We start from the raw sequence: 25,741 nt of genomic DNA on the forward strand, positions 1-25,741 counted from the left end.
TGGAGGGTAAATGATGAGACCGGTAGTAGTAAAAGAAAAACAATTAAATAAGTCACAAATACATGCTGTAGAAGATGAAGTTAGACAAGCGAAAACGATGGATCGTGATATCGTAACACATGCGATGAAACAATCCGTTGCGAAATTGAATCCGAAAGTCATGATAAAGAATCCGATTATGTTCGTTGTGGAAATTGGATTTATCATTACGTTCATTTTATCTTTTCTTCCAAGCAGTTCTAGTAGTATACCAGGATGGTTTAATATAACAGTTTCTCTCATTCTATTATTTACAGTTTTATTTGCGAATTTTGCAGAAGCATTAGCAGAAGGCCGTGGTAAAGCACAAGCCGATTCTTTAAAGCAGTCGAAGAAAGATGTGTTTGCAAATGTTGTAAAAGAAAATGGAGACATTGTCCAAGTTTCAGCAACTGATCTTAGAAAAGGTGATGTTGTTATCGTAAAACAAGGAGAAATGATTCCGAATGATGGTGAAGTAATCAAAGGATTAGCGTCTGTAGATGAATCTGCAATTACAGGAGAATCAGCTCCTGTAATAAAAGAAGCGGGTGGTGATTTTTGTTCCGTAACGGGTGGAACGATGGTGGTAAGTGATGAAATTACAATTGTTATTACGAGTAATCCTGGTGAATCATTTATCGACAAAATGATTTCTTTAGTAGAAGGAGCTGCTCGTCAAAAAACGCCGAATGAGATTGCTTTAAATACAGTATTAACGAGCTTAACTCTTATCTTCTTGATTGTCGTTGTGACGTTGCCGATTTTTACAAATTATTTAGGTTTTCAAATTGATACAGCTGTACTCGTAGCATTGTTAGTATGTTTAATTCCAACGACAATTGGTGGTTTGCTATCAGCGATTGGTATTGCTGGGATGGACCGGGTGACAAAATTTAACGTGTTAGCGATGTCAGGGAAAGCAGTAGAAGCTGCGGGCGATATTAATACAATTATTTTAGATAAAACAGGTACAATTACTTTTGGAAACCGGATGGCTCATACATTATTGCCTGTAGGAAATGAAACGATTGAGCAAGTTGGAAAGTGGGCTGCTATTAGTTCTGTTTTAGATGAAACGCCAGAAGGTCGATCTGTTATTGAGTATGTGCAGGGAAAATCTATATCATATAATAGAGAACTTGCAGAACAAGGGGAGTTTGTTCCGTTTAAAGCAGAAACGAGAATGAGCGGTGTTGATTTACAAGACGGAACGAAAGTGAGAAAAGGTGCTGTCGGTGCTGTTATTGAATGGGTTGGGTCACAAGGTGGAACAATTCCGAAAGATGTAAATCAAAAAGCAGACTTAATTTCAAAAGAGGGCGGAACACCACTTGTAGTTGCAGTAGATAATCGTATTTACGGTTTAATTTATTTAAAGGATACAGTAAAACCGGGTATGCGTGAGCGTTTTGAACAGTTGCGTCAAATGGGGATTAAAACGGTTATGTGTACAGGTGATAATCCGTTAACAGCAGCAACGATTGCAAAAGAAGCAGGGGTAGATGAATTCGTTGCCGAGTGTAAACCAGAAGATAAAATTGCGGTTATTAAAGCAGAGCAAGATAAAGGGAAACTTGTAGCGATGACAGGTGATGGTACAAATGATGCTCCGGCATTAGCACAGGCTGACGTTGGATTAGCGATGAATAGTGGTACGACAGCTGCGAAAGAAGCAGCGAATATGATTGATTTAGACTCGAATCCAACGAAAATTATTGAGGTTGTAGGAATTGGTAAGCAATTGTTAATGACACGTGGTGCGTTAACGACGTTTAGTATTGCAAATGATATAGCGAAATATTTTGCGATTATTCCAGCGATGTTTACACTTGCGATTCCGCAAATGGAAGCACTAAACATAATGAAGTTAACATCACCACTGTCAGCGATTTTATCAGCATTAATATTTAACGCTGTTATTATTCCATTACTCATTCCGTTAGCGATGAAAGGTATTGCATATAAACCGATGAGTTCTAATGCATTGCTTAGCCGAAACTTACTTATTTATGGGCTTGGCGGAGTTATCGTTCCGTTCATTGGAATTAAAGTAATTGATATAATTGTCGGCTTGTTCATATAAGGAAGAGGGGAAAAAGATGGAAAAGAAACAAAGTATACTATCACCAATTATCCGTATTACTTTTACATTTCTAGTGTTGTGTGGACTTGTATATCCACTTATTGTTACTGGTATTGCACAAGCCGTGATGAAGGATAATGCGGATGGAAGTCTAATATATAATGATAAAAATGAAGTGATTGGTTCTAAATTAATCGGGCAAAACTTCACGGATCCACGTTATTTTCAAGGGCGTGTTTCTAGTATTGAATATAAGGCTGAAGCATCTGGTTCAAATAACTATGCACCATCTAATCCAGATTTAGAGAAACGAGTAGAGAAAAGTATTGAAGAGTGGAAGAAACAAAATCCGAGCGTTCCAGTAACAGAAGTACCGATAGATTTAGTGACAAATTCAGGTTCAGGGCTTGATCCTGATATTAGTCCAAAGGCGGCCTCGGTGCAGGTGGATCGCATTTCAAAATTAACGAATATTTCGAAAGAAAAACTTAATCAATTGATTAAAGATCAAACAGAAGGTGCTGCACTTGGTTTATTTGGAGAAGATCGAGTGAATGTCTTAAAGCTAAATTTAGCATTACAAAAATTAATGAAATAGTAACAGTGCTACCTCAATCTAACGGATTGAGGTAGCGTTGTTTCGAATGAAAGGTAGTGTTTATTTTGTATGCAGATGATTATGAACCGAAGTTTCAAAGGCGAACGCCAGAGGAATATTTAGAATATATTCGTCAGCAAAATCGCGGAAAGTTAAAGTTATATGTAGGAGCAGCTCCAGGCGTAGGAAAAAGTTATAAAATGCTCTTTGATGCAAGGGAAATGAAAAAAGATGGAATTGATATTGTAATTGGTTTAATTGAAACGCATGGAAGAAAAGAGACGGAAGAAGCAATTGCTGATTTAGAAAAAGTTCCTTTGAAAGAAATACAGTATAAAGGAAAGGTATTTTATGAGCTTGATGTGGAAGGAATAAAAAAACGCGCGCCGCAAGTAGTCGTAGTGGATGAACTTGCGCATAGTAATGTTCCTGGTTCTAAGCATAAAAAACGTTATATGGATGTGCAGGAATTGTTAGAGGCTGGTATATCGGTATTATCAGCTTTTAATATTCAACATTTAGAAAGTGTTCATGATATTGTAGCTCAAATTACGAATGTAAAAGTAAGAGAACGAGTTCCAGATTTTATTTTACAAAAAGCAAATGAAATTCAGCTCGTTGATGCAACACCGGAAGTACTTCGGAAGAGGTTAATAGACGGAAAGATATATAAAGAAGAAAAAATTCAGCAAAGTTTACAAAATTTCTTTACGCTTAATAATTTAGGGGCACTTAGGGAATTATCACTTCGCGAGGTTGCCGATGATATGGACGAGAAAATTAGCCAAACAGTAATAGAACCAATTGGCGTAAAAGAAAAAATTCTTGTTTGTGTACAATACAGTTCAACAGCGGAGAAATTAATAAGACGGGGATGGCGCATGGCTGATCGGTTAAACGCTGAATTGTACGTATTAAACGTTGAGAGGGAAAATATAGATTCTATTTCAGCTGGAAAAAAGCAGACGATTGAAGAGTGGAAGTTGCTAACGAATCAATTTGATGCAAGTTTTGTATTAGAAGAAGCAAAGGGAAGAAAGCCAGCAGATGTTATTATTGAAGTGGCAAAAAGATTACAGGTGACGCAAATTTTACTTGGACAATCGGCTAGAACAAGGTGGGAAGAAATACGAAAAGGCTCTATTGTAAATGAAATTATGAGACAAACAAAGTATATTGATATTCATATTGTTGCGGATCAAAGAGGATAAATAGAGCCGACCTTTTTGGGGGCTCTATTTTGCTTTTTGTACAGAATGAAAACTTAGCATTTTCATTGCATATAAGATTACAAGTAAAAACATAATTGCGCCTAGGAAGAAAATCCAAAAGTAATTTTGGTTAAATAAAAGAAATCCACCTACAAGTGGCCCTGTGCTCATACCAAGATAGCGGATGAAGTTGTACATACCGATAGCTGTTGCACGTTCTTGCACGAATTCTTCTGTTAATAAAGTAGTGTGAGTTGGCATAGAAAGTCCCATACTAAAACCGTACAAAGATGTAACGATAATGATGAATGGGATATTGATGCTATATGTGAAAGAGAATAAAACGACACATATAATATTGAAGAAACTCGTAATAAATAAAGCTTGCTTTGTTGTGAGGCGTTTTTGCAAAAACTTGTAGCAAAAACTTCCTAGCATTATAGAAAGAGACATTGGTACAAACATAAGACCAATTTCATTTGCAGCTTGATGAAATGAATTTGCTAAAATGCTTGGTAAAAAAACGAGAAAGCAAAAGTAAATACAAAATTGAATGAAGCCAATAAGAGTAATAGAAAATCCAGTTTTATTTTTTAAGATAAGAGAGTAATTCTTTTGTGCTTTAGACTGCTTAATTACATTTGGCTTTGTTTCTGGAAGTAGTGAAATGTTTATAATTAATAAGATAATGCCAAGTGTAGATAAAAAGAGAAATACAGATAAGTGACCATTTATACTGCCAAGAAATCCACCTATGAGAGGAGCCATTGCAGGTGCGAGGGCAAGTAACATTTGGTATAGGCTCATCGCTTCTCCGCGTTCTTTTCCTTCAAATAAATCGCCGATAATCGTTGCTGAAACTACAGGTATAGCCGCTATTCCTATAGCTTGAACAGCTCTAAAAAAGAGAAATAAATAAATGTTTGCCGAAAAGGCACATCCGATTGAACCAATTGTACTAATGACTAAACTAGGGATAAGGACAGATTTTCTCCCTTTTGTATCAATTAAAGGTCCATATACGAGCTGCATAATTGCAAGAACGAATGTGAAAAGTGAAACTGTTACATTTACAAGATAAAGAGAAGTGTGAAAAGAATTTTGAATCATCGGTAAGATAGGTGTGTAAATATTTTGAGCGAAGGAACCGAGTAAGGCACTAATACAGACAACATATAAAATGAAAGTTAGTTTAGATTTTTTCATCTTGTTAACCTCCTTGTATTTTAGTTTCCTTGGAAACTAAAATTATTTTAACATGATTTTCTCACTTGTAAAGATGAAAAAATAATTTTAAAATGGTATATAGTTAAATTGTTTCTTTGGAAACTTAGGAGGCGAACGGATTGAAGCATACAACGAAGCAAATGGAAATACTGTCGGACATTCGTACACTTTTGCATAAAAAAGAAGAACATTTAAAACGACAAAACGAGAAGTTTCTTTATGAGACAGGTGTAAGTAGTATGTCTTTATCTGAGTTACATGTAATCGAATGTATCGGAAAAAATGGTTTGATGAATGTAACGGCAATTACGACAGAAATGGGCATGACGAAGGGAGCAATCTCTAAAATTTGTACGAAGTTGTTTCAAAAGCAATTCGTTGAGAAGATGCAAATGTTAGATAATCAAAAAGAAATCTTCTTCAGCTTAACGGAAAGCGGAAATGAAATATATAAAGCTCATGAAAAATTGCATAAGCAAGCTGAAGAAAAGTGGTTGTTACTTTTAGATGGATATAGGAAAGAAGAGCAAGACTTTATTCAAAGGTTTATAAAGGATGTCTCCGATCATTTGGAAATATAATCGGAAGAAAAAACTCCTTTTTCTCAAGTCTTTTAAATATAATTTCTGAAAGAACTCATATATAATAGAAAAAGATACTTAACATGGTGAATAATTAAAGAGTCAATATATATAGAGGAGAGAGTAACATGCTTGAAAATACGGGGTTAGTATTAGAAGGCGGCGGTATGCGTGGTGTATATACAGGTGGGATATTAGAATACTTTATGGAACAAGATTTATATTTTCCATATGTAATCGGTGTATCAGCTGGTGCTTGTCATGCAGCGTCGTATCTTTCCAGACAAAGAAATAGAAATAAAACGGTCAATATTGATTATGCATCACATCCGAAATATTTGTCGTATAAAAACTTATGGAGAAAACGTCAGCTATTTGATATGGATTTCATTTTTCATGAAATTCCAGAAAAGCATGTTCCGTTTGATTTTGAAACATACTTTAATAGCCCAGAACGTTTCCTTGTAGGAACGACGGATTGTGAAACTGGACAATCTGTTTATTTTGAGAAAGAAGGAACGAATGATGATGCACTAAATTTATTACAAGCGTCTAGTTCATTGCCTTTCATTGCACCAGTAGTAAATTATCGTGGTAAGCAGTTATTAGATGGCGGGATTTCTGATCCAATTCCAGTTCGTAAAGCACAGGAAGATGGATTTAAAAAATCAGTCGTTATTTTAACGAGAAATCATGGTTACGCGAAGAAAAAATCAAAATTCGGATGGATTGCAGGAAAAGCTTATAAAAAATATCCGAATCTTGTTAACACGATGTTGAATCGTTATGAAGTGTATAATGAAACACTTCACTATATTGAAAAAGAAGAGCAAGCTGGTAATTTATTTGTTATTCGCCCAGAAGTGCCGCTTCAAGTAGATCGTATGGAAAAAGATACAGCAAAACTACAAAATTTATACGAGCAAGGCTATGAAGATGCAAAGAGACAGTTTGCAGATTTGCAGGCGTTTTTGCAAAAATAAATATTAGGCTGTGGAGAAGAATTTCTCTGCAGCCTTTTTATATTGCTACTTATACGTTACTTTTTAAAAATGTATGAATGTTTAAGTGTTTAAAGAGTTTGTAAAACATTGGGGTGTCTTATTGAGGAGAATTTACTTGAGAGGTATTATGACGATGTAGCGCTACAAAACTATTTAATTTACGAGGTGATTGTTAATGAAGGGAAAGTTTTTTTCGATTGCGACTTTAATATTATTAGCAACATCAATCTCAACAAGTGCATTCTATCCAACTCTAAGCGGTCACAAAAGCGGTAACCTACTATCTTACAGAGCTCAAACTACTACGAATCAAAATGCATCTCATTGTTCAGTAGCAATTTCTTTTATTAAATCAAATGGAAATAATTCATATATTGAAAGCGCTTCAGACAAATTAGGGTCCCATGAATCTGGAAGAGCATTAAACGCAACTGTGAGTAATGGTACATATAACGCCTTTGGTGCAAAAGGACTATACTCGGAGCATTATGCAAATGAGAATAATGACTATCAAGAAGATACACACAAAGGTACTTTTGATAGTAACGGTAACTTACGATTACAGTGGTAAAAAGCATTAAACAGTTGTCTTTATAAATATTTGGATAAGGAGAAGGGGATGTTCATCATCTCCTTCTTATTTAAAAGGAGCACAGACATGTACCTAGCTTTTAAAAATATAAAAAGCAATAAACTGTTTTCAGTCATTCTTCTTATGTCATTTTTTATTTCTTTTCTTTCTATATCAATAGCCGCACTTTTAACAGAGTCCAAACGAAACTTTATATCTGCTTTTCAAATCGGTTTTCCAGAGAAGAATCAAATTTTAACTGTTCCGATAGCGAATGCAACTGAATTGGAAGAGATAATTCCTTTCATACAAGATACTTTTGTTAAAAGTGATATTTATGTAGAGCATTTAAAAGCATTAAATAGTTCAGGGGCAACAAAAATCATAGCTGTGAACTTAAAAGATGATTATTATTGGAAGCCATATATTTCTGAAGGACAATATTTTCATCGTGAAAATGTAAACGATATGGTTGTTGGCGATCAAACGAATGTAGAGGATTTATATGAATTTGATGATACATATAAAAAAATAGGAACTATATCAAGAAAAGACAGTGACGTCGGTGTAGCAGGTATATACGTTCCACTTCAAAACTTACCTACTATATCTAAAAAAGGTATTATCGCGAGTAAACAATTACAATTAACAGTTGTTAATCCTACATCATCTATTCATAACGAAATAAAAAAGTTTATGGATAGGAGTAAAGAAGTGCTTTCGGGAGATGTTCAAATACTGAATGAACGAGATCTTCAGGAACTACATGTGACACATATAGATCCAGCAAATACGTATTATTATAAATTTATTCTTGTTGCAATTGTTTCTGGCATTTCTGCGGTTTTATTTTGGATTTATAAAAAAGAAAGAGAGATTTCATTAAAAAAAGCAGTAGGTGCTTCTAATCTATCTATTTACTGTGAGCTATATGTTCAAATCTTGTTTATTTCTCTAGCAGCGATGTTCTTAGTTTTTATTACGTTAGAAATATTTTCGGGAACAATTCATACTTACTTTCAGACATACTTAGTAAAACCGTTAACACTATATGTATTGATATACAATGTTGTTTTTATAATTTTTCTTACAATTTTTGTTACTGTAATTCCAATCAAGCATATTATAAATATATATCCCGGAAAACATTTAAGAACGTAGGAGGTCTTCATGTTTTTTATATTTGATTCTATACGGTCTGTGAAAAAACGGTTGTTACCAAGTTTGATTATAGTAATTTCTTTAATTATTGCATTTTCTTCAGCAATAGAATTTGTTAGTAATCTTTCGGGATATCGAAAAATGATGACGGTAGCAAATAATTTATCGACTCATAAAAATTTCTATGAACTTTATGCGACGCAGGATATAACATTGTTTAGCGAAGAAAAAGCAAAAAGTGATTATCAACATTTCATGCAAGGGTTATCTAATACGATACCAATAACAAATAAAACAAATTATTTGTTCCGTAACTATTCACTTAGTTTTAAAAAAGAAAATGGAACGATAAAGGCTCTTATTGTTGATAAAAATATTAATAAATACTTTCATATGCGAATTTCACAAGGAAGATATTTTGATGAATCGGAATTTCATAAATCAGTATTTGATATTAGACCTGTTATATTAGGGGCTAATTATATAGAAAAGGTATCTATTGGTGATGTTATACGATCTGGAAAAATGAAGCTAAAAGTAATTGGCTTTTTAGAAAAAAATTCACCATTTACATATCCTCGAAGTGGTGAAATATCGGATAATCGTATTACATTATTAGATGACATGGCGATTTTACCAATTGGAACAGAAGAAATAGAGTTCTATAGTGTAGAACTTTTATACAATGGGTTAATTATAGAAACAAATGAGAAGATAAATATAAATGAATTTCAAAAGAAAGTATTAAAGGTAACAGAAGGTAAGGGTTATTCGTATTATGTTACAAATCCGAATAAATTGTTAGAAAATGAAAAACAAGGTATTGATAATATGTCATACCCCTTATTATTAAGCGGTACAGTCTTATTTTTTTCATTTCTATCTATTGTATTAACATCAATGGCAGCACTTTATATGGAGCGTAAAAATATTTCTATTAAATCAGCGTTAGGTGCAAGTACTTTTCAAATATGTCTTCCATTTATTATTGAGTATATGTTGTTATTCATTTTATCGATATGTATAGGAATTACGTATTTCCAATGGGAGAATAGCGGAGCGATTGAAATTCAAAAAGAGCTAGAAAATAGTACCGTATCTTTTTTTGGAACGTTAAAAGTCTCTATAGAATCATTGATTGTTATAGGTGCTTTATCACTTGTAATGATCCTCGTTATATATGCAATCATTTATTTCAATGTACTAAAAATAAAAAATACATATATGAAAGAGGTGTTATAAATGATTCAGCTCGCAAATGTGGCTAAGGGATACGGAAAGACCAATTTTAGTGCTTTAAAAGATATTAATCTTACAATAGAAAAAGGCGAAATGATAGCCATTATGGGCCCCTCTGGTTCGGGGAAGTCTACTCTCCTTAACATTATTGGCTTAATCGATAGCCCCTCTGCTGGAAAGTATTTTTTAGATGGAATGGATACGAGTACATTCAAGTCAAACTATCATAAGTATAGAAACACGGAAGTTGGATTTGTATTTCAGAACTTTTCGCTATTAGATGATTATACAGTTGTTGAAAATGTAATGCTTCCGCTTGTATATAGAAAAATTTCTCATAAGAAACGTATACAAATATCAAAAGAAATGCTGGAAATGGTAGGACTGGAGAGGCATATTAACAAATATCCTTACGAGTTATCAGGAGGAGAACAGCAAAGAACAGCAATAGCAAGGGCTTTAGCACAAGATACAAAAATTATACTTGCTGATGAACCGACTGGTGCTCTTGATCAAGAAAACGGGAAGAAAATTATGAGTATTTTACAAGAGATTAATAAAGAAGGAAAAACAGTGCTAGTTGTTACACATGATCAAAAGGTAGCTGCATATTGTCAGAGGACGATACGGTTACTTGATGGTTTTATGGTATAATATGGATAATGTTATGTGAAGAGGTGATACATATGGAAAATGTATATAAAGGATTTAGGCATACCGGATTTACTGCAATGCTTATTTTTGGAGGGGTATTTCTACTTCGCTGGCTCATACATGATGAGATGCTACTGGATCAGTTTATTGGATTTAGTGTAGGAATGGTAATGGTTGTTTCGTCAGTTTCCATTCAAAAGTATAGTAAAGAATTACAGATGAACGAGAAATATTAATAATTTTTAACTGCTGCTATCTTTTTCATAGTTTAGGAATAGTGGAGGCTTTCGTGTGATTGTTGCAAAGGGAAAATAGAGCATCGAATTTCGATGCTCTATTTTTTATTTACGCTTCTTTTTAATAAATGAAAAGGCTAAAGCTGTAATTAAAATGCTGCCTTTAATAATATCTTGTGCATAATAAGGAACGTTCATCATTGTGAGTCCATTTAATATAATTCCGATTAATACCGATCCGAGGAATGTTCCGACTATATTTGGTTTCTTGGCACCGAACATTGCGTAACCGATATAGGCAGCTGCGACTGCATCCATTAATAATGGAGCACCAGCTGAAACTTGTCCTGTTCCAACGCGGCTGCATAGAATAATGCCGCCAATAGAAGCTAGTAAACCACTAATCATATAAGCATATACACGGTAACGATCAGTAGGAATACCGGCTAATCTAGCAGCTTCTCGATTCCCACCAGTCATATAAAAGAAACGACCGTACGTTGTTTTTTCTAAAAATAGATGTGCAATTAAAACGACAGTAAGCATGATAATGACAGGGACTGGAATTCCTAAGACGGAACCTTGACCGATAAATAAAAAGGATGGAATAAAATGTCCTGTTGCACCGGACATTCCTTCATAAATTGAGGATCCTTTTGAAAATGTTAAGTGTAGTCCATTGACGATATACATGATACTTAATGTAGCTAGTAAATCGGGTAGTTTAATTCGGATAACGAGTAGTGCATTTAATAATCCAACTAATAACCCGCAAAGAATAGGAACAAGGAGTGTGACTAATAGTTCTTGTCGATATAAAACGAGACAAGAAGCAGCTGCAATTGTTGCTAAACTAGCGGTAGAGCCGACTGATAAATCAAATCCATCTACAATCAATGTAAAGGTAACGCCGATTGCAAGTAACGTTACGATGGAAATAGAACGTAAAATATCACTAATATTGTTATATGTTAAAAAAGAATCATTGACGATAGAGAAAAAAATTGTAACACCTATAATAATAGCAATTGTACTAAATTGATAAAAAAGATGAGTAGGTAAATATAGTTTCTTAGTTTTCGTTTTATGAACGAGATTCAATGGAATAGCTCCCTTCAGATAAATGTAAAAGCTGTTCAGGAGATAGTTCGCTTGGTGAGTATTCACCTACAAATTCTCCGTTTGCCAGTATAAGAATGCGATCAGCGATATGCAACGCTTCATCTTGTTCTCCTGTGAAATAAATTACGGAACTTCCGTTTTCTGTAATGTTGCGAATGAATTGAAAAATGTCTTGTTTCGCAGCGATGTCTACACCTTTAGTTGGCTCGTCTAAAAGAAATAGATTAGGTTTGAATCCACTCCACTTTGCAATTGAGACTTTTTGTTGGTTTCCACCGCTAAGTGAATGAATAAGTGCCTTTGGGTCATTTGGTGAAATACCGAAAGAAGAAATTGCTGTAGTAGCATCATTTAATTCGGTTTGTTTTCGTTTCCAACCTGATTGATGTAAATTTGTGTGACTTATAATATCTTCCGAAAGAAATACGCCTTGTTTTCTTCTTTCTTCTGGTACAAGTGCGATTTTCGCTTTAATCGCATCTCGTGGTGTTTTAATCGTTAGTTTTTGACCGTCTATTTCTGCGTGATAAGTATGACGAGCACCAAATAACGTTTCAGCAAGTGTTGTTTTTCCACTTCCAATTAATCCGTATATCACAATAGTTTCTCCTTTTCGTATTGTAAGAGAAAGGGGAGAATGACCTTCGTGTAATAGAAGCTCTTGTACTTTAAATAGTTCCTCGCTCCCGGTTTTTGGTGCTGTATTAATAGGAAGTGTAAGTTGTTTTCCAGTCATTGCTTCCACAATTTGTTGATCTGTAATCGTTGTAATGGTTTCAGAAAGGGCAACTTGACCGTTATGTAATACAGTTACATCATCCGCGAAATTTCGAATCTCTGATAAACGATGAGAAACTAAAAGGATGCCAATTCCTTTTGATTTTAAATCTTTTAATAGTTTCCCAAAGGTTTCAACTTCTTTTGGTCCAAGAGAAGAAGTAGGTTCATCTAATAAAAGGTAATTTGTATTGTTAGATAAAGCTCTTGCGATAAGAAGTAATTGTTTTTCATGTAATGAACAGTTTGAAACATCTTCCGAAACATTTAAATTTACCTGTACAGTTTGCAAATGTTGTTTAGCAAGTGCGACTAATTTGGACTTTGAAAATAGTACTTTATTTTGCATTGCTAAATGATCAATTAGTACATTTTCTAATACAGATAATCCGGGAATAAGTCCGTGATCTACTTCTTGTGTTACGAAAGAAATGCCATGCTTTTTTGCATCGCGCGGTGAAGTAAAGGAAACGGACTGAGTATCAATTTTTATATCGCCAACAACTGGTTGAATTTCACCAGTTGCTATTTTTAGTAAAGTACTTTTTCCCGCACCATTCATGCCTAGTAAAGCGTGTACTTTTCCTTTTTGAATATGAATAGAAACATCTTCTAGAACAGGTGTAGCGACATGATAAGAATGTGTAATGTTTTGAAGAGAGAACGTCATCATTTTTTCTCCTTCTCTAATTTTTTCATCCAAGGGGAATATGCATCTTTTGAGTCTCCCCAACCGTTTATATATTTTGATAACTGATCCATTGTTATATTTTCTTTCGGTAAACTATTTTTCTTTACTAAATAAGGTTCTAGTGAATAAATATCTGGCGTTTGTTCACCAGCAATTTTTTTGTATAAAAATCGTACTTGAACCTTACCTACTTCAGCTGGATCAGTTGCAGCTGTAGCAGTCCAAGGTGAGTTTTCTTTTTGCATGAGTTGTAAATCTTCATTGCTTAAGTCAATGCCATATACTTTTATATCTGTACGACCAGCTTGTTCAAGTGCTTTAACAGCCCCTTTAGCAAACTCATCCCACGAAGCGAAAATAGCTTGTAAATCGCCTTTTTTCGGATATTTCTTTAGTAAAGCTTCTACTTGTGTTTGTGTATCGAGCGGTGTGTTATTACTAGCAGTACCGAATCTTGCAACTTCTTTTATATTTGGATACCGTTTATAAAAAGCATCAATGATAACATTGCGACGTTCCATTGGAGCAAATCCGCCCACCCATACAACTGCGATATTTCCTTGTCCATTCAAATCTTCCGCTAACGTTTTTAATGATTTCCATGCAAGACTATAGTCATCTTGATCAATAATTGTCACACCTGGCAAGCGTAGATCGTTATCGAACGCAACTACGGGAATGTTCGATTGTAACGCTTTTTCTACTCCAGGTTTTAGTGCTTCAGAACGGCCATGATCAATTAAAATACCATCCACTTTTGAATTAATAGCAGTATCTAAATTTGCAGCCATTTTTGCTAAATCGTTATCAGAATTGTAGACTTGTACACTGCCGCCAAATAGCTCAACTTGTTTTTTGACACCCTCAATATATTGAGAGGAAAAAGTTCCGATGGACATTTGCATAATTAATGCGATTTTTAATGGCTTCTTCATTTGGCTTGGAATTTCTGTTTGTAATTGATTTTCTACCGTTGTAGTCGCCTTTCTCACAGTTTGTTGCTTTTGTGAAGAGATAGCATCTTGTTCATTTGTACAAGCCGCTAATGTAAATAAGAGAAAAATAAGTACGATGGAACATAATTTTTTCATAAAAAAATCCCTCCTAAACTAAAAAGAGAGAGGAGGGAGTGAAAATAAAAAACGCCTTTTCATATAGAAAAGACGCCTTATCATATTACTCTTATCTTTCAACACAATGTGTTGTAAGAATTAGCACCGTGCCCATAAATGGGTCGGTTGCCGGGCTTCGTAGGGCTCATCCCTCCACCTGCTCTTGATAAGACATCGAATATTTAACTATTTTGAATTATTCCACAAACGAATGGTATTGTCAAACAGTATTTATAAAAAAATCCCTCAGGAAGAGGGATTTTAATGTGGTAAGAATATCAATTGATAAGCAAACAAAATTCCAAATACATACACAAGTGGGTGAACAGCACGGAATTTACCTTTTGCCACTTTCATAAGTGGATATGAAATAAATCCAAGTGCGATACCTGTTGCGATACTTGATGTAAGTGGCATGCTTAAGATTACTAAAAATGCTGGGAATGCTTCATCAAATGCATCCCAATCGATGTGGCGAACTGAACCCATCATAAGACTACCAACGATAATTAATGATGGTGCAGTAATAGCTGATACACCAGAAACAGCACTTACTAATGGGCCGAAGAATGCTGCTAGTGCGAATAGAACAGCTACTGTAACAGTTGTTAAACCAGTACGACCACCAGCTGCAACACCAGCAGATGATTCAATGTAAGCTGTTGATGGTGTTGTTCCGAACATAGAACCGATTGTTGCTGAGAATGAGTCAGATAGAAGAGCTCGTCCAGCTTTTGGAAGCTTTCCGTCTTTCATAAATCCACCTTGTTGTGCAACGCCAAGTAATGTACCTGTTGTATCGAATAGTGTAACAAGGAAGAATGAGAATACAACGCCATATAATCCGTAGTTAATTACGTCAGATACAGCAGTAATTGGATTTGAAACGATAATTCCTTCTGGTAATCCAGGCATTGATGTAACACCGTTTGAGAATGTTAACTGTCCTGTGAAGAAAGCGATAATACCAGTTAATAGCATACCAATAAATAGTGCGCCATTTACATTTAAAGACATAAGAACAATAGTAATTCCAAGCCCAGCCAATGCTAGTAGAACTGGAGCAGAGTGAAGATCACCAAGTCCAACTAAGTTTGCATCATTTTTTGTAACGATACCTGTTAAACGTAAACCGATAAAGGCGATGAAAAGACCGATACCAGCAGTAATTGCATGTTTTAAGTTTTCAGGAATTGCTTCCATTAATTTTGTACGGAAAGATGTGAATGATAACAAAATTAAAATCATACCTGCTACGAATACAGCAGAGAATGCAATTGCGAAAGTCATGCCTTCATGAGCTTTTACAACAGAGTAAGAGAAGTAAGCATTTAATCCCATACCTGGCGCGATTGCGATTGGTAAGTTTGTAAAGATTGCCATAAATAATGTTCCGACAACAGCAGCGATAATTGTTGCTGTAAATGCTTGTTCAAATGGAACACCTGCATCCCCAAGGATGACTGGGTTTACGACAATGATATATGCCATTGTTAAGAAGGTAATAATACCTGCCATAATTTCAGTTTTAATAGAAGTTTTATGTTTTGAAAGGTTAAACATATAAACATCCTTTCTGTTTACGAATAATTTTCACAACAGTTATATATAATATTCGTTTTTTAACTATTTTGCAATAGTTTTGTATAAAAAGTTTACAACAATTCATATTTTGTGTCTTAAATTCGAATATTAATCGTAACTTGATGTGTGAATTTCAGTTTTTATTATGCACATTATAAGGAAAAGGAGTTGAAAGAAGCTATGCCACAGCAAAAAAACTTTGTAACAATGCCAGCGCAACATCAAAATAAACAGCCTGGTATTGAATCATTAATGAATCCACTTCCGCAGTTTGAAGATTCAAATTATAAAGGTAGCGAAAAGTTAAAAGGAAAGAATGTATTAATTACAGGGGGAGATAGTGGGATTGGACGAGCTGTTTCCATCGCTTTTGCGAAAGAGGGAGCAAATGTTGCGATTGCTTATTTAGATGAGGAAGAAGATGCAAATGAGACGAAACAACGTGTTGAAAAAGAAGGTGTAAAGTGTGTATTGTTGCCGGGGGATTTGAGTAATGAACAGCATTGTAAAGATATTGTGGAAGAGACCGCTCGGCAGTTAGGTAGTTTAAATATTTTAGTAAATAACGTTGCACAGCAATATCCGCAGCAAGGGCTAGAGTATATTACAGCAGAACAGCTAGAAAAGACTTTTCGTATTAATATTTTTTCTTATTTTCACGTTGCGAAAGCCGCACTTTCTCATTTAAAGCAAGGGGATGTCATTATAAATACCGCGTCTATCGTTGCATACGAAGGAAATGAAACGTTAATTGATTATTCCGCAACGAAAGGAGCAATTGTAGCGTTTACAAGATCACTTTCTCAATCATTAGTGCAAAAAGGGATTCGTGTAAATGGTGTTGCACCGGGACCGATTTGGACACCGCTTATTCCAGCGAGCTTTGATGAGAAGAAAGTCTCTCAGTTTGGAAGCAATGTCCCGATGCAACGGCCTGGTCAACCATATGAGTTAGCGCCGGCATACGTATATTTAGCGTCTGGTGATTCTTCTTATGTTACCGGACAAATGATACATGTAAATGGGGGCGTTATTGTAAATGGATAGTTTTCATTTATAAGAGCAAAGTAAAGCTAATTACAATTATTATGGTGAGCGCTAGGGGGGGATATAGGTGAAAAGGGTATGTTTCGTCTTACTATTATTTTTCTTCCTACCGGTTAGTGCTTTTGCTGATACAGATCATTTAATACTAGTTAATCTTACGACAAACCAGTTGTCTTTTTTTGAGAATGGAAATTACACAAAAACATTTCCAGTAACGACTGGAAGAGATCGTACACCTACGCCTGAAGGTAATTTTTGTATTATAACGAAATTTAAAAATAAAGAATACCATCGAAAAAAAATAGCCGGGGGTGCACCGAATAACCCTCTTGGTACGAGATGGCTTGGGCTAGATAAGAATGAATATGCGATTCATGGGACAAACCGGGAATGGACGATTGGAAGTAGGGAATCAAATGGCTGTATTCGCATGCATGACAGGGATATACAATGGTTATATGACCGAGTACAATTACAAACAAAAGTAATCATTTCTCGTTTTCATACGAGCCCTGAATATGAAGCGAATAAGCTTGGTTATCGCGTTGTGAGCTGGAATGGTCGAAAAATAGAAAAAGAACAAATTGGAGTACTTACGTTAGTAGACCGCGCGGATATATATTGGCAAGAACCAAATGGACAGTTAACGAAGGTAAAAACTGTATTGCCAAATGAAAGATATCCGGTGTACTCAAAACGAAAAGATGGAATATATTATATAGGAAACAATTCGTATATTATAGATGAAACAGGAGAGAAAATTCGTTACGAGCAAATTCCTTCTTCGATTTTAAGTAATATATATAAACGGAAATACAATGTTCCGTAATGGCTACCGTATTATAGACGGTAGCTTATTTATACTTGGAGTTTAACTGCAACTATTGTATTTTGCTGAATATAATACAGTACAGATAGGGGGCGGTTATATTATGAAAAGTGAATTTGCGTTTAAAGTTTTCTTAGTAACGACCTGTTTATTTATCGTGTATTTATATGCGTTTCTCGTCTTTTCTTTTTATGTTCCATATGTTGATTTAATATTATTCTTCGGATTTATTTGGGCGTTTGTGAAAGCGAGGGAAGGAGAGAAGAGTATATATCGGCGCATTACCCTATGCGGGACGGCCGTTCTCGTTATTTTGTACTTTTTTATTATGCATGATTTTTGGAGAGGGATGTAAAAAAGCATACGATGAATCGTATGCTTTTTATGTTTAATATTTAGGCTTAAATGTATGACAACAAGTCTCTACACTCGTTGCTACAGAACTTTCTAGCGTCTCATTTGTTAAAACAGCAGCTGTATATGAATCATTTTCAGTTTGACCAGTTTCATCTGCATCAGGCTGAACGATGATCGCACTTGCTTGACAAAAGTTACCTTGTCCCCAAAAAGAACAGTTGGAAACAGAACATCTTACTTCTGGCATAAAACCCCCTCCTTATACATTAGTGTGGGATTTTACGCCCATTTCATGTGTAGAAGGAGTTTCCTTTTCTCGTTACTTTTTCGTTTGCTCAAGCCATTCTTTTAATTTGTCTTTCGGCTGTTCACCACTAATACGGCTCACTTCTTTGCCATCTTTAAAATGAATGATTGTTGGTGTACCTTGAATTTTATATTCATCCCAAGGAGCATCTAATTTTTCAATATCCATAACTTTCATATCAACGTTCAAGTCTTTAGCCATTGGCACTACGACAGGAGATAATTTTTGGCAATGAACGCAAGATGTTTGATAAAAGTATACTGTTTCTTCTTTTTTCTCTTTTAAATTCTTTTGAAGATCTGAAAGAGAGATTTTATTTGTGTAGTAGTCAGGACCATCTGTTTGACTACCAGTAGCATTATCAATTTTTTGGCTAGTTGAAGCTTTTTTTTCTTCCATTTGTGTTACAGCGAAAATTGCCGCAAACAAGGCGATAATAATACCACCAAATATAAGCATTTTTTTCATTCTTTCATCTCCTTATTTGTTTTTGATGACAATAAAGCTACAAACAGCGATTGTAATAAAGCCGATAAGTGCTAAAAACGGGATTGTCACAAAGCCGAACCAGTTTATGTATTCTCCCGTACATGGTACACGTCCACAAGCTGCCCCAGCAGCTGAAAATGCTGCGACTTTTTGAATTGCATAGTGATATAAAGAAATACAAGCACCAATAGTTGCGATTGGTAAAGAATAATTTGCGATGCGATAGTCTTTCTTTGCCACAGCGATACCGAGCCATAAAACGAATGGATACATAAAAATACGTTGATACCAACAAAGAACACAAGGCTCAAATTTCATGATTTCGGAAAAGTACAGACTTCCTAGTGTAGCGATAAAAGAAGCTCCCCATGCGGTAAGTAAAGCATATTCTTGCTTTTTTTCTCGTCCCATATTTTATACCTCTCTTATAATAGTTACATACTAAATTATAGTATGAAGTGGTATGGAAAAGAAAGAAAAAATATGTTTATCAATAAAAGTTTTATAAGGAGAAACTTTTATTGATATAAATATTTTAAAAAAGCGCCATTCTCCGGAAGAGAATAGCGCTATAGTTTACATTTGAATTTGTTCTACTTCTTCTACATGCGACTTTTGGGATGCGTGGTCAATATATTGAAATAGGAGCTGCAATTGTTTATCAACTTCTGGGAGTTCTTTACTGTATTGATAAGCGTGTAAAAAATGCTCAATACGCTTAGAAAATAATTGATCGTTCGTTTGAACCATGAGAACGAGTAATTTATCCCAATTACAGCAATACGTGTAATAGAGAGCTTTATCATAGTCGTTATATGTTTGCACTGTGTACCCTCCTTACCGAGAGTTATATATAGTGTGTGATAAGTAAGGAGAAATACACTTGAAAGAATTTGTTAAGAAAAAAAGTGAATGAAAAGAAAAAACGAGGAGTTTCCTCGTTTTTTAAGCTTTTGGCATTGGCGTAGGTGTTGGTTTGCCATAGCCTTCTTTGTATTTATTATCGATATAGTTACGAATTTCAAGCGTTGATTTTCCTTTTTGTTTCATGGAAGCAGATTCAACTGCGATTTCTAGGCAATTGACGCAAGTCGTTGCATGGGAGTCCCAAACAACTTCACCATTCTTTTTAATTTCACGAATAAAGCAGTTTTTATTATTTTTATGTCCTACACTTTCACCGCAACCACAATAGCATGGAATCCAATCTAATAGCTCTGCATTTTGTCCAGCGACGGTGTAGATATCTTTCATTTGTGGATCAAGCTTATCTAGGAAGGTCGGAAGTGTGTCGACTCCTTTTGTTTTCTCTTGAATGTCAGCTTGCTGAGTGTGCGATGCGTGGTCATGTTCTTCTTTTTTTGATTCAGAAGATTTTTGGTCATTTGTACCAGTACTTCCGCATCCAGCAAGAATTAAGCTTAGTACTGCAAGTAAAGAAAATACATACTTTTTCATTCGCTTGTCCCCTTTACAAATGTATTAATCAAATTGTATCAGAGATTACGGTGTATCGGTTGAAGATTTTTTCGACTGATTTTTGAAGCGCCATCTTAGCGAATGGAATAGAAATAAAAGTGGGATATAAGCGTATACAATATATAAACCCGCTTGAGATAGTACGGTATTTAATGTGTTGATACTTTCACGGTTTGTGAAAAATAAGGATGAAATAAAAATAGCTGCGATAAAAAATGGAAGTGTGATTTTAAACGGTATGTGAAAAGATCTTTTACTAATGCAACAAGAAGACCAAATGGTTAAACAAAGATTAGGTAAAATAATAAGATACCATATGAAAATAATGATGTACTCAAACCTTTGGATGAAAGGAACCTTTATAATTTTTAGCATCGTTAATGTTGGCCAAATTGTATGATGTAGTTGCCCTTGGCTATAGTACATGAGGGAAACGATGGCAAGTATTACGTATAGAATCGTTGTAAAGGCAATACCACCATGCGCCCATTTATTTAATGATTTTCCTTTTTTAATAAATGGATAAAAAACAAGAATTGCTTCAAATCCAAGAAATTCTAATGCAGATGCTTTCGCTGCAGTTAGAATATCTAAAGGTGAATGAGTGAGAATTGGGAAAATGTTACGGACATGTGCATATTTCATTGGGAAAACTAAGAAAAATAGGACGAAAATCGGTATGATAACGCCCCAAAAACATATTCCTGTTACAGAACGAAAACCGCCTCTAATTATGTAATAAGCTACAAGTAAAAATAGTAAAGTCAATTTCCACGGTTTAATTGTAGGAAAGACCCAAACTTGAATAACTTCAATATATGTACGAAGAACAGTAAGGCAAAATAATAAAAGGTATGCGGCAAAGCATACTGAAAAAAATGTTCCAATCCACTTTCCGAAGCATGTCGTATGGATATTCATTAAATCATTATCCTTTTCTAACATTTTCAGCATGCAAAATAACACGATATGAGTTGCAATACCAGCGATAATAAGAGAAATCCAAGCATCATAACCGGCAAATTGCGCAATAATCCTTTGGTATCCTAGTACACCGACTCCAATTTGAAGAGAGTGTAATAGAAGGAATGTGAAATAGGGGGAAACTGTATGTGTTTTATCTTGTCCAGTCATGATAGCACCTCACTATTCTCCAATACCAGATTGTACGACATTAATCTTTACGTTGACAGCAACGTCTACGTTAGGATACATGTCCTGAATTTGTTTCATGCTCCATTTTCTTGAGTGACTACGAATTTCTTCACGTATCCCAATTGGATCGATTTTTTTTTCTTGGAATGTTTGTATTAATTCGTTTAAATCCTTCTCAAGTTTTTTTTCTACATGTCTTTTTACGTAAGTTACATTTTCGCTCTTTGATAAATCAAGCCAACTGGGAGCATTTTTTATTAGTCCATTTAAATTCAGGTGAATGTAAACTTTCGGAATGTCACCGGCGTCGGAAAGGGAACAAACACTATTTCCAGATAAGTTTTGGGTCGCGATTAAGCCTTTATGTTTACCTTGACGTATCGGAACTTCGTAACGCCCATTTTTAGTTGGATTAATGAGTAATTTAAATAAAAAAGACCTTTTCTTATCTGTATACATAATCACTTTATCCTTTTTTAAAAATGCGAGCCCTTTAATGGAAGCAGATTTGTCTTCTGATAATTGAATGTAAGGCAGAAATGGATCGTATCCAGATGAATAGAAGTTATATAAAAAAATATTTAAAGCTGTCCGAGGGATTGTCTCGTTTTTTATGTTTTGTTCCAGTAATTCAGATAGATATAGCGATCCGTTTGTTTTGACATGTTTAAGTAATTCTTCTGCCGAACCATCCACAAGTGCTAGTTGCACATCTCGGCCAATGTTAGGATCACGTTGTAAGTTGTTAATAACATCTCCAATTCCACGTTCACCAAATGCCTTTCCAAATAGAACCACACGCATTTGACCTACAGCGATTGTATGTGGCGATTTGGCGTTTAGAAGGGAAGATATTGTTTCAATTGTACCTGCATGAGTTGATTGAGTTTCTGGTTTAGATTGTACTCCTTTTGTGTAATCTGGATATAAAATTGTCCCGCGAAATTTTTTATCTTTCATTATATCGAATCCACCTACGTGAATTATTCGCTGTGTATCGACTATATTTGCTTCTGTACAACCAGATTGGAAAATTAAAATGATAATGAAAAAGCATAATAAAATATTTTTCATTTTTCTTCACCGTCGCGTTTTTCTTTCGCCTTGTTTGGATCATAGCGCCATTTCTTTTTCGGTCTTAGAAAAGAAGCTCGTCCTGCAGTTTGACTAAATGGAAGGCGAAGAAGTCCTTCAGCTGTACCTAATCCGCGAAATGGGTATAAAGGTAATAAATAAGGTGATCCAAGTGATTTTAAGCGAATTAAATGAGCCAATATGAATACAAATCCGACGATAAGACCTACACCACCAAATGCTCCAGCTAAAATGATGAGAGGGAATCGTAATATCCGGATAGTAGAAGACATTTTTACTGTTGGTGTTGTAAAAGAAGCTAGTGCTGATAAAGCAACTGCAATTAATAAAATGTTACTCGTTAAAGCAGCTTGAACAGATGCTTGGCCAATTACAATCCCGCCAACGATGCCGATTGTTTGTCCAACTTTTGTAGGTAATCGTGCTCCAGCTTCACGGAGCAATTCGATTGTGATTTCTAAAAAAAGTGCTTCTAAAATGGGCGGAAAGGGTACATTAGCTCTTGAAAAAATAATCGGACCTAGTAAATCCACAGGAATCATTTGATAGTGATACGTTAATACAGCTGTATAAATAGCTGATGAAAATAGCGAGAATGCTGCTCCGAAAAAGCGAACTAATCTAAGAAATGAGCCAGCTATCCATGGTAAATAATAATCTTCTGGAGAGACGAAGAAATCGAGTAATGTTGCTGGTCCAGCTAATGCATATGGTGAACCGTCGGTTAAAATGACAACCCCTCCATTAAGTAATGCATAAACGGAGCGATCTAAACGCTCTGTAGGGAGTAAAACAGGGAAGGGAGAGTTACTATTATCACTAATAAACTGTTCAATCATAGTTGCATCGAAAGGGTAATCAAAATCAATATCTTGTAGCCGTTGCATTGCGGTGTTAATATGCTGTTCATTTGTAATTCCTTCGATGTAAGCAACTACGATTTTGGTTTTTGACATAGAACCAACGCTAACTTCTTTGAAGATTAATTGCTCGGTTACGATATTTCGGCGTAATAAATGTATATTTATATCAACATTTTCAACAAAACCAACTTTAGGGCCAATAACACTATATTCATTTTCCGTGTCATTTACTAAACGAGTTCCTAAAACGGTACTTTCAGCGCGTAGAAGTGCATAAGCTTCTTGCTCTGAACCTTTTTTTAGCTGTAATAATACGTATCCACCTAATAATTTTTCACGAATATCATCAATGGAAGGAGAGATGATGATGTCTTCAATAGATACAATATTTAAGATATCATCAATATGTTGGATCTCGTCCAATTTATCTTTTATAGGTGCTAAAATGAATCGTTTAATAATAAGTGATTCTACTGTCGATTTATAATAAAACAAACATAATGTCCCATCTTCTATAACGTTAGAAGAAGAAAAGTCGCTGGATTCTTTCATAGCATGAATAAACTCTGGGACAGAACAGACGGTTTGTTTTTTCTTTTTTGATGTTAAACGAAACATTTTTGCACCCCCTAATATATCATTTACTTGTGTTAGTTTTTGGGAAAGACGGGAATTTATACTTAAAAATTAAAAGTTTATAAAGAAAAGGAAGAGTAGTGAATACCTCTTCCTTTTTGGCGTGTTAATTTGTTTTCGTCTCTTTAATAGACTTCACTAATTTCATCATTTCCGCTCGTATATCTTCTCTTTTTACATTTAATTTTTCGGCAATTTGTTTAATGTCCATTCCGTCTTTTTTCATTTTTAATACATCATCAAGAGGGGTATTGCTTTTTTGAGAGATGATTGTTAACACAGTAAGATGACGCAATTTGATGTTATATTCTTTCATTTTTTGCTTTAACTGATCCGGTGTGGATTTTTGCATAGTTGCCAACTGTTGTAGTAGTGCTTGTTTTGTTTCTTTATTCATATGATGTTTTTTCAGCTTACTTGGATCTACACCGAAATGCTCGGCTGTTTTCTCCCAAGATTTATTTTGCTTATAGTAAGCTAAAACGTCTTTTATTTCTTTATTACTAATTCTTGCAATATGAGCAGCTTTCCAAATTTCATGTTTGTTATAACCGAGCTTTTCTAGCGACTGCATTTCTTCTTCTAAAATTGGTTTATGGTGATGCATTGTTACTTCTTTCGGTGTGGCAGCAGAAGCGGGGAAGATAATTGCTCCGCATAATAATGCTGCCATAGTCATACTTACCGCGATTTTTTTGTACATGTAAACTCCTCCTAGATGGATAGTGTGGAAAACTGTACACATATCATTTCCATAAAATGTGAAATACTTGTGAACAAGTTAAGTTTTTTTATTCACAGCATGGAATGATGTTTTTAGAAGTTTTCCAACATAAAACATTGATTAATAGTAAAAAACTAAGGTATAATCGAAATTGAAAATCAATATCAATACTGAAGATAAACTTATACATATAGATAAAAATAAGGGAGAGATAAATATGACTACATATACTTCCATCGCTAATGTGATTAAAGAAAGGCGCTCTGTTCGTACATTTACAGACAAAGCAGTAGAAAAAGATTTATTAATTGAACTATTAAACGATGCAACATGGGCACCAAATCATAAGCACCGTGAACCATGGAATTGTAAACTATACATCGGAGAAGGCCGCAAGAAATTAGTAGATGCAGTATTAAACTCTTTCACAGAAGAAGAAAGAGCGAAACGCGGTAAAATTTTATCAGATCGTTTCTTAAGCACGCCTGCACAAATCGTTGTATATATAAATGAAGATCCGCGTCAAATTCAACGTGATGAAGATTACGCTGCAACATGTGCATTTATGCAAAACTTCCAACTTCTTGCTTGGGAACGCGGATTAGGTTGCGTTTGGAAATCAGGTGGATTAAACTACAATCCATTATTTATAGAAGGAATCGGTTTAACAAGAGGACAACGTATCGTTGGAATTCTTCATATCGGCTATTTCGATAAAGCGCCAGAAGGAAAAGCTCGTACTCCGATTACGGAGAAGATGGAGATTATTGAAGGTTAATAGATGAGACATTCTCGTTTTTGCGGGGGTGTCTTTTTATTATGCAATCAATCCTCATGAAAGCTTGTTCTTCATCATACACTTTCTTAAGGGAAAGTGTAAGGAGGGAA

General features: G+C 34.9%; 28 protein-coding genes and 1 riboswitch. Of the genes, 14 read left to right on the top strand and 14 right to left on the bottom strand.

The features are described 5' to 3' along the window. Nucleotides 1-13: 13 nt before the first annotated feature. Genes kdpB through kdpDN form a run of 3 tightly spaced genes read left to right on the top strand, consistent with a single transcriptional unit; the run spans nucleotide 14 to nucleotide 3,913 of the window. Nucleotides 14-2,104, top strand: coding sequence for a potassium-transporting ATPase subunit KdpB (gene kdpB / locus MRP26_RS08480; RefSeq protein ID WP_029441657.1), 2,091 nt, complete (start codon nucleotides 14-16; stop codon nucleotides 2,102-2,104). 16 nt (nucleotides 2,105-2,120) lie between these two features. Next, nucleotides 2,121-2,702 carry a K(+)-transporting ATPase subunit C gene (kdpC, locus tag MRP26_RS08485; RefSeq protein ID WP_075719630.1) on the top strand — a complete coding sequence of 194 codons (582 nt, stop codon included), beginning with the start codon at nucleotides 2,121-2,123 and terminating at the stop codon, nucleotides 2,700-2,702. A gap of 56 nt (nucleotides 2,703-2,758) precedes the next feature. After that, nucleotides 2,759-3,913, top strand: a complete 1,155-nt coding sequence (gene kdpDN / locus MRP26_RS08490; RefSeq protein WP_074047467.1) for a KdpD-like non-kinase potassium sensor — start codon at nucleotides 2,759-2,761, stop codon at nucleotides 3,911-3,913. A gap of 24 nt (nucleotides 3,914-3,937) precedes the next feature. Here the strand turns inward: kdpDN and MRP26_RS08495 are convergent, their stop codons facing one another. Further along, nucleotides 3,938-5,119 (bottom strand): MFS transporter, encoded by a 1,182-nt coding sequence (locus tag MRP26_RS08495; RefSeq protein WP_064532553.1) that lies wholly within the window; start codon nucleotides 5,117-5,119, stop codon nucleotides 3,938-3,940. A gap of 140 nt (nucleotides 5,120-5,259) precedes the next feature. Between MRP26_RS08495 and MRP26_RS08500 the strand changes: the two genes are divergently transcribed. The 7 genes from MRP26_RS08500 (at nucleotide 5,260) to MRP26_RS08530 (ending at nucleotide 10,586) form a co-directional block, all read left to right on the top strand. After that, on the top strand, nucleotides 5,260-5,721 hold the full coding sequence (locus MRP26_RS08500; protein ID WP_144465731.1) for a MarR family transcriptional regulator: 462 nt from the start codon (nucleotides 5,260-5,262) through the stop codon (nucleotides 5,719-5,721). Between the two features lie 128 nt (nucleotides 5,722-5,849). Next, the gene (locus tag MRP26_RS08505; RefSeq protein ID WP_000892676.1) at nucleotides 5,850-6,704 is read left to right on the top strand and encodes a patatin-like phospholipase family protein; all 855 of its coding nucleotides are present in this window, start codon (nucleotides 5,850-5,852) and stop codon (nucleotides 6,702-6,704) included. Between the two features lie 196 nt (nucleotides 6,705-6,900). Next, nucleotides 6,901-7,296 carry a hypothetical protein gene (locus MRP26_RS08510; RefSeq protein WP_197241358.1) on the top strand — a complete coding sequence of 132 codons (396 nt, stop codon included), beginning with the start codon at nucleotides 6,901-6,903 and terminating at the stop codon, nucleotides 7,294-7,296. An 87-nt stretch (nucleotides 7,297-7,383) separates the two neighbouring features. Then, the gene (locus MRP26_RS08515) at nucleotides 7,384-8,457 is read left to right on the top strand and encodes an ABC transporter permease (RefSeq protein WP_197241357.1); all 1,074 of its coding nucleotides are present in this window, start codon (nucleotides 7,384-7,386) and stop codon (nucleotides 8,455-8,457) included. Nucleotides 8,458-8,466: 9 nt separating this feature from the next. Next, nucleotides 8,467-9,699 (top strand): ABC transporter permease, encoded by a 1,233-nt coding sequence (locus MRP26_RS08520; RefSeq protein ID WP_098842238.1) that lies wholly within the window; start codon nucleotides 8,467-8,469, stop codon nucleotides 9,697-9,699. Next, complete coding sequence (locus MRP26_RS08525; protein WP_197241356.1) at nucleotides 9,700-10,350, top strand: ABC transporter ATP-binding protein; 651 nt, start codon at nucleotides 9,700-9,702, stop codon at nucleotides 10,348-10,350. Nucleotides 10,351-10,358: 8 nt separating this feature from the next. Next, on the top strand, nucleotides 10,359-10,586 hold the full coding sequence (locus tag MRP26_RS08530; protein ID WP_140155573.1) for a hypothetical protein: 228 nt from the start codon (nucleotides 10,359-10,361) through the stop codon (nucleotides 10,584-10,586). Nucleotides 10,587-10,691: 105 nt separating this feature from the next. Here MRP26_RS08530 and MRP26_RS08535 read toward each other — a convergent pair whose 3' ends face one another. From MRP26_RS08535 to MRP26_RS08550, 4 genes are all read right to left on the bottom strand, one after another. Further along, nucleotides 10,692-11,687, bottom strand: coding sequence for an ABC transporter permease (locus MRP26_RS08535; RefSeq protein WP_001054980.1), 996 nt, complete (start codon nucleotides 11,685-11,687; stop codon nucleotides 10,692-10,694). After that, the gene (locus tag MRP26_RS08540) at nucleotides 11,671-13,158 is read right to left on the bottom strand and encodes a sugar ABC transporter ATP-binding protein (protein ID WP_197241355.1); all 1,488 of its coding nucleotides are present in this window, start codon (nucleotides 13,156-13,158) and stop codon (nucleotides 11,671-11,673) included. Before MRP26_RS08540 ends, MRP26_RS08535 begins: the two co-directional genes overlap by 17 nt. Continuing rightward, nucleotides 13,155-14,267: a sugar ABC transporter substrate-binding protein gene (locus tag MRP26_RS08545; RefSeq protein ID WP_197241354.1), complete on the bottom strand. Its 1,113-nt coding sequence runs from the start codon at nucleotides 14,265-14,267 to the stop codon at nucleotides 13,155-13,157. The genes MRP26_RS08540 and MRP26_RS08545 overlap by 4 nt, the downstream gene beginning before the upstream one ends. 88 nt (nucleotides 14,268-14,355) lie before the next feature. Beyond that, nucleotides 14,356-14,461: riboswitch (SAM riboswitch) on the bottom strand. Nucleotides 14,462-14,549: 88 nt separating this feature from the next. Next, on the bottom strand, nucleotides 14,550-15,851 hold the full coding sequence (locus tag MRP26_RS08550; protein ID WP_000482715.1) for an NCS2 family permease: 1,302 nt from the start codon (nucleotides 15,849-15,851) through the stop codon (nucleotides 14,550-14,552). Between the two features lie 201 nt (nucleotides 15,852-16,052). Here MRP26_RS08550 and MRP26_RS08555 point away from each other — a divergent pair, with 201 nt between their 5' ends. From MRP26_RS08555 to MRP26_RS08565, 3 genes are all read left to right on the top strand, one after another. Beyond that, complete coding sequence (locus tag MRP26_RS08555) at nucleotides 16,053-16,919, top strand: SDR family oxidoreductase (RefSeq protein ID WP_098679558.1); 867 nt, start codon at nucleotides 16,053-16,055, stop codon at nucleotides 16,917-16,919. Nucleotides 16,920-16,986: 67 nt separating this feature from the next. After that, nucleotides 16,987-17,748, top strand: a complete 762-nt coding sequence (locus MRP26_RS08560; protein ID WP_088022326.1) for a L,D-transpeptidase — start codon at nucleotides 16,987-16,989, stop codon at nucleotides 17,746-17,748. Nucleotides 17,749-17,851: 103 nt separating this feature from the next. Next, on the top strand, nucleotides 17,852-18,103 hold the full coding sequence (locus tag MRP26_RS08565) for a hypothetical protein (RefSeq protein ID WP_000834195.1): 252 nt from the start codon (nucleotides 17,852-17,854) through the stop codon (nucleotides 18,101-18,103). A 33-nt stretch (nucleotides 18,104-18,136) separates the two neighbouring features. On the opposite strand, the gene MRP26_RS08570 is transcribed toward MRP26_RS08565, so the two are convergent. The 9 genes from MRP26_RS08570 to MRP26_RS08610 form a co-directional block, all read right to left on the bottom strand. After that, nucleotides 18,137-18,352, bottom strand: a complete 216-nt coding sequence (locus MRP26_RS08570; protein WP_001115481.1) for a DUF1540 domain-containing protein — start codon at nucleotides 18,350-18,352, stop codon at nucleotides 18,137-18,139. 72 nt (nucleotides 18,353-18,424) lie between these two features. Beyond that, complete coding sequence (locus MRP26_RS08575) at nucleotides 18,425-18,880, bottom strand: thioredoxin family protein (RefSeq protein WP_016082775.1); 456 nt, start codon at nucleotides 18,878-18,880, stop codon at nucleotides 18,425-18,427. A gap of 12 nt (nucleotides 18,881-18,892) precedes the next feature. Beyond that, nucleotides 18,893-19,312, bottom strand: a complete 420-nt coding sequence (locus tag MRP26_RS08580) for a disulfide formation protein C (protein ID WP_000532261.1) — start codon at nucleotides 19,310-19,312, stop codon at nucleotides 18,893-18,895. 165 nt (nucleotides 19,313-19,477) lie between these two features. After that, nucleotides 19,478-19,726 (bottom strand): YhdB family protein, encoded by a 249-nt coding sequence (locus tag MRP26_RS08585; RefSeq protein WP_001195459.1) that lies wholly within the window; start codon nucleotides 19,724-19,726, stop codon nucleotides 19,478-19,480. A 120-nt stretch (nucleotides 19,727-19,846) separates the two neighbouring features. Beyond that, nucleotides 19,847-20,359 carry a PCYCGC domain-containing protein gene (locus MRP26_RS08590; RefSeq protein ID WP_000761026.1) on the bottom strand — a complete coding sequence of 171 codons (513 nt, stop codon included), beginning with the start codon at nucleotides 20,357-20,359 and terminating at the stop codon, nucleotides 19,847-19,849. 45 nt (nucleotides 20,360-20,404) lie between these two features. Beyond that, complete coding sequence (locus MRP26_RS08595) at nucleotides 20,405-21,514, bottom strand: GerAB/ArcD/ProY family transporter (protein ID WP_029441669.1); 1,110 nt, start codon at nucleotides 21,512-21,514, stop codon at nucleotides 20,405-20,407. Nucleotides 21,515-21,526: 12 nt separating this feature from the next. Beyond that, entirely contained in the window at nucleotides 21,527-22,609 is a 1,083-nt protein-coding gene (gene gerYC, locus MRP26_RS08600; RefSeq protein ID WP_029441670.1) for a spore germination protein GerYC, read from the bottom strand. After that, nucleotides 22,606-24,111 (bottom strand): spore germination protein GerYA, encoded by a 1,506-nt coding sequence (gene gerYA / locus MRP26_RS08605; protein WP_029441671.1) that lies wholly within the window; start codon nucleotides 24,109-24,111, stop codon nucleotides 22,606-22,608. Before gerYA ends, gerYC begins: the two co-directional genes overlap by 4 nt. A 124-nt stretch (nucleotides 24,112-24,235) precedes the next feature. Further along, nucleotides 24,236-24,832 carry a hypothetical protein gene (locus MRP26_RS08610; RefSeq protein ID WP_029441672.1) on the bottom strand — a complete coding sequence of 199 codons (597 nt, stop codon included), beginning with the start codon at nucleotides 24,830-24,832 and terminating at the stop codon, nucleotides 24,236-24,238. Between the two features lie 238 nt (nucleotides 24,833-25,070). On the opposite strand from MRP26_RS08610, the gene MRP26_RS08615 reads away from it, so the two are divergent. Beyond that, complete coding sequence (locus tag MRP26_RS08615; RefSeq protein ID WP_000214819.1) at nucleotides 25,071-25,631, top strand: nitroreductase family protein; 561 nt, start codon at nucleotides 25,071-25,073, stop codon at nucleotides 25,629-25,631. Nucleotides 25,632-25,741: the final 110 nt, after the last annotated feature.

The sequence above is a fragment of the Bacillus sp. CCB-MMP212 genome (assembly GCF_022748145.1).
Taxonomy (GTDB): Bacteria; Bacillota; Bacilli; order Bacillales; family Bacillaceae_G; genus Bacillus_A; species Bacillus_A cereus.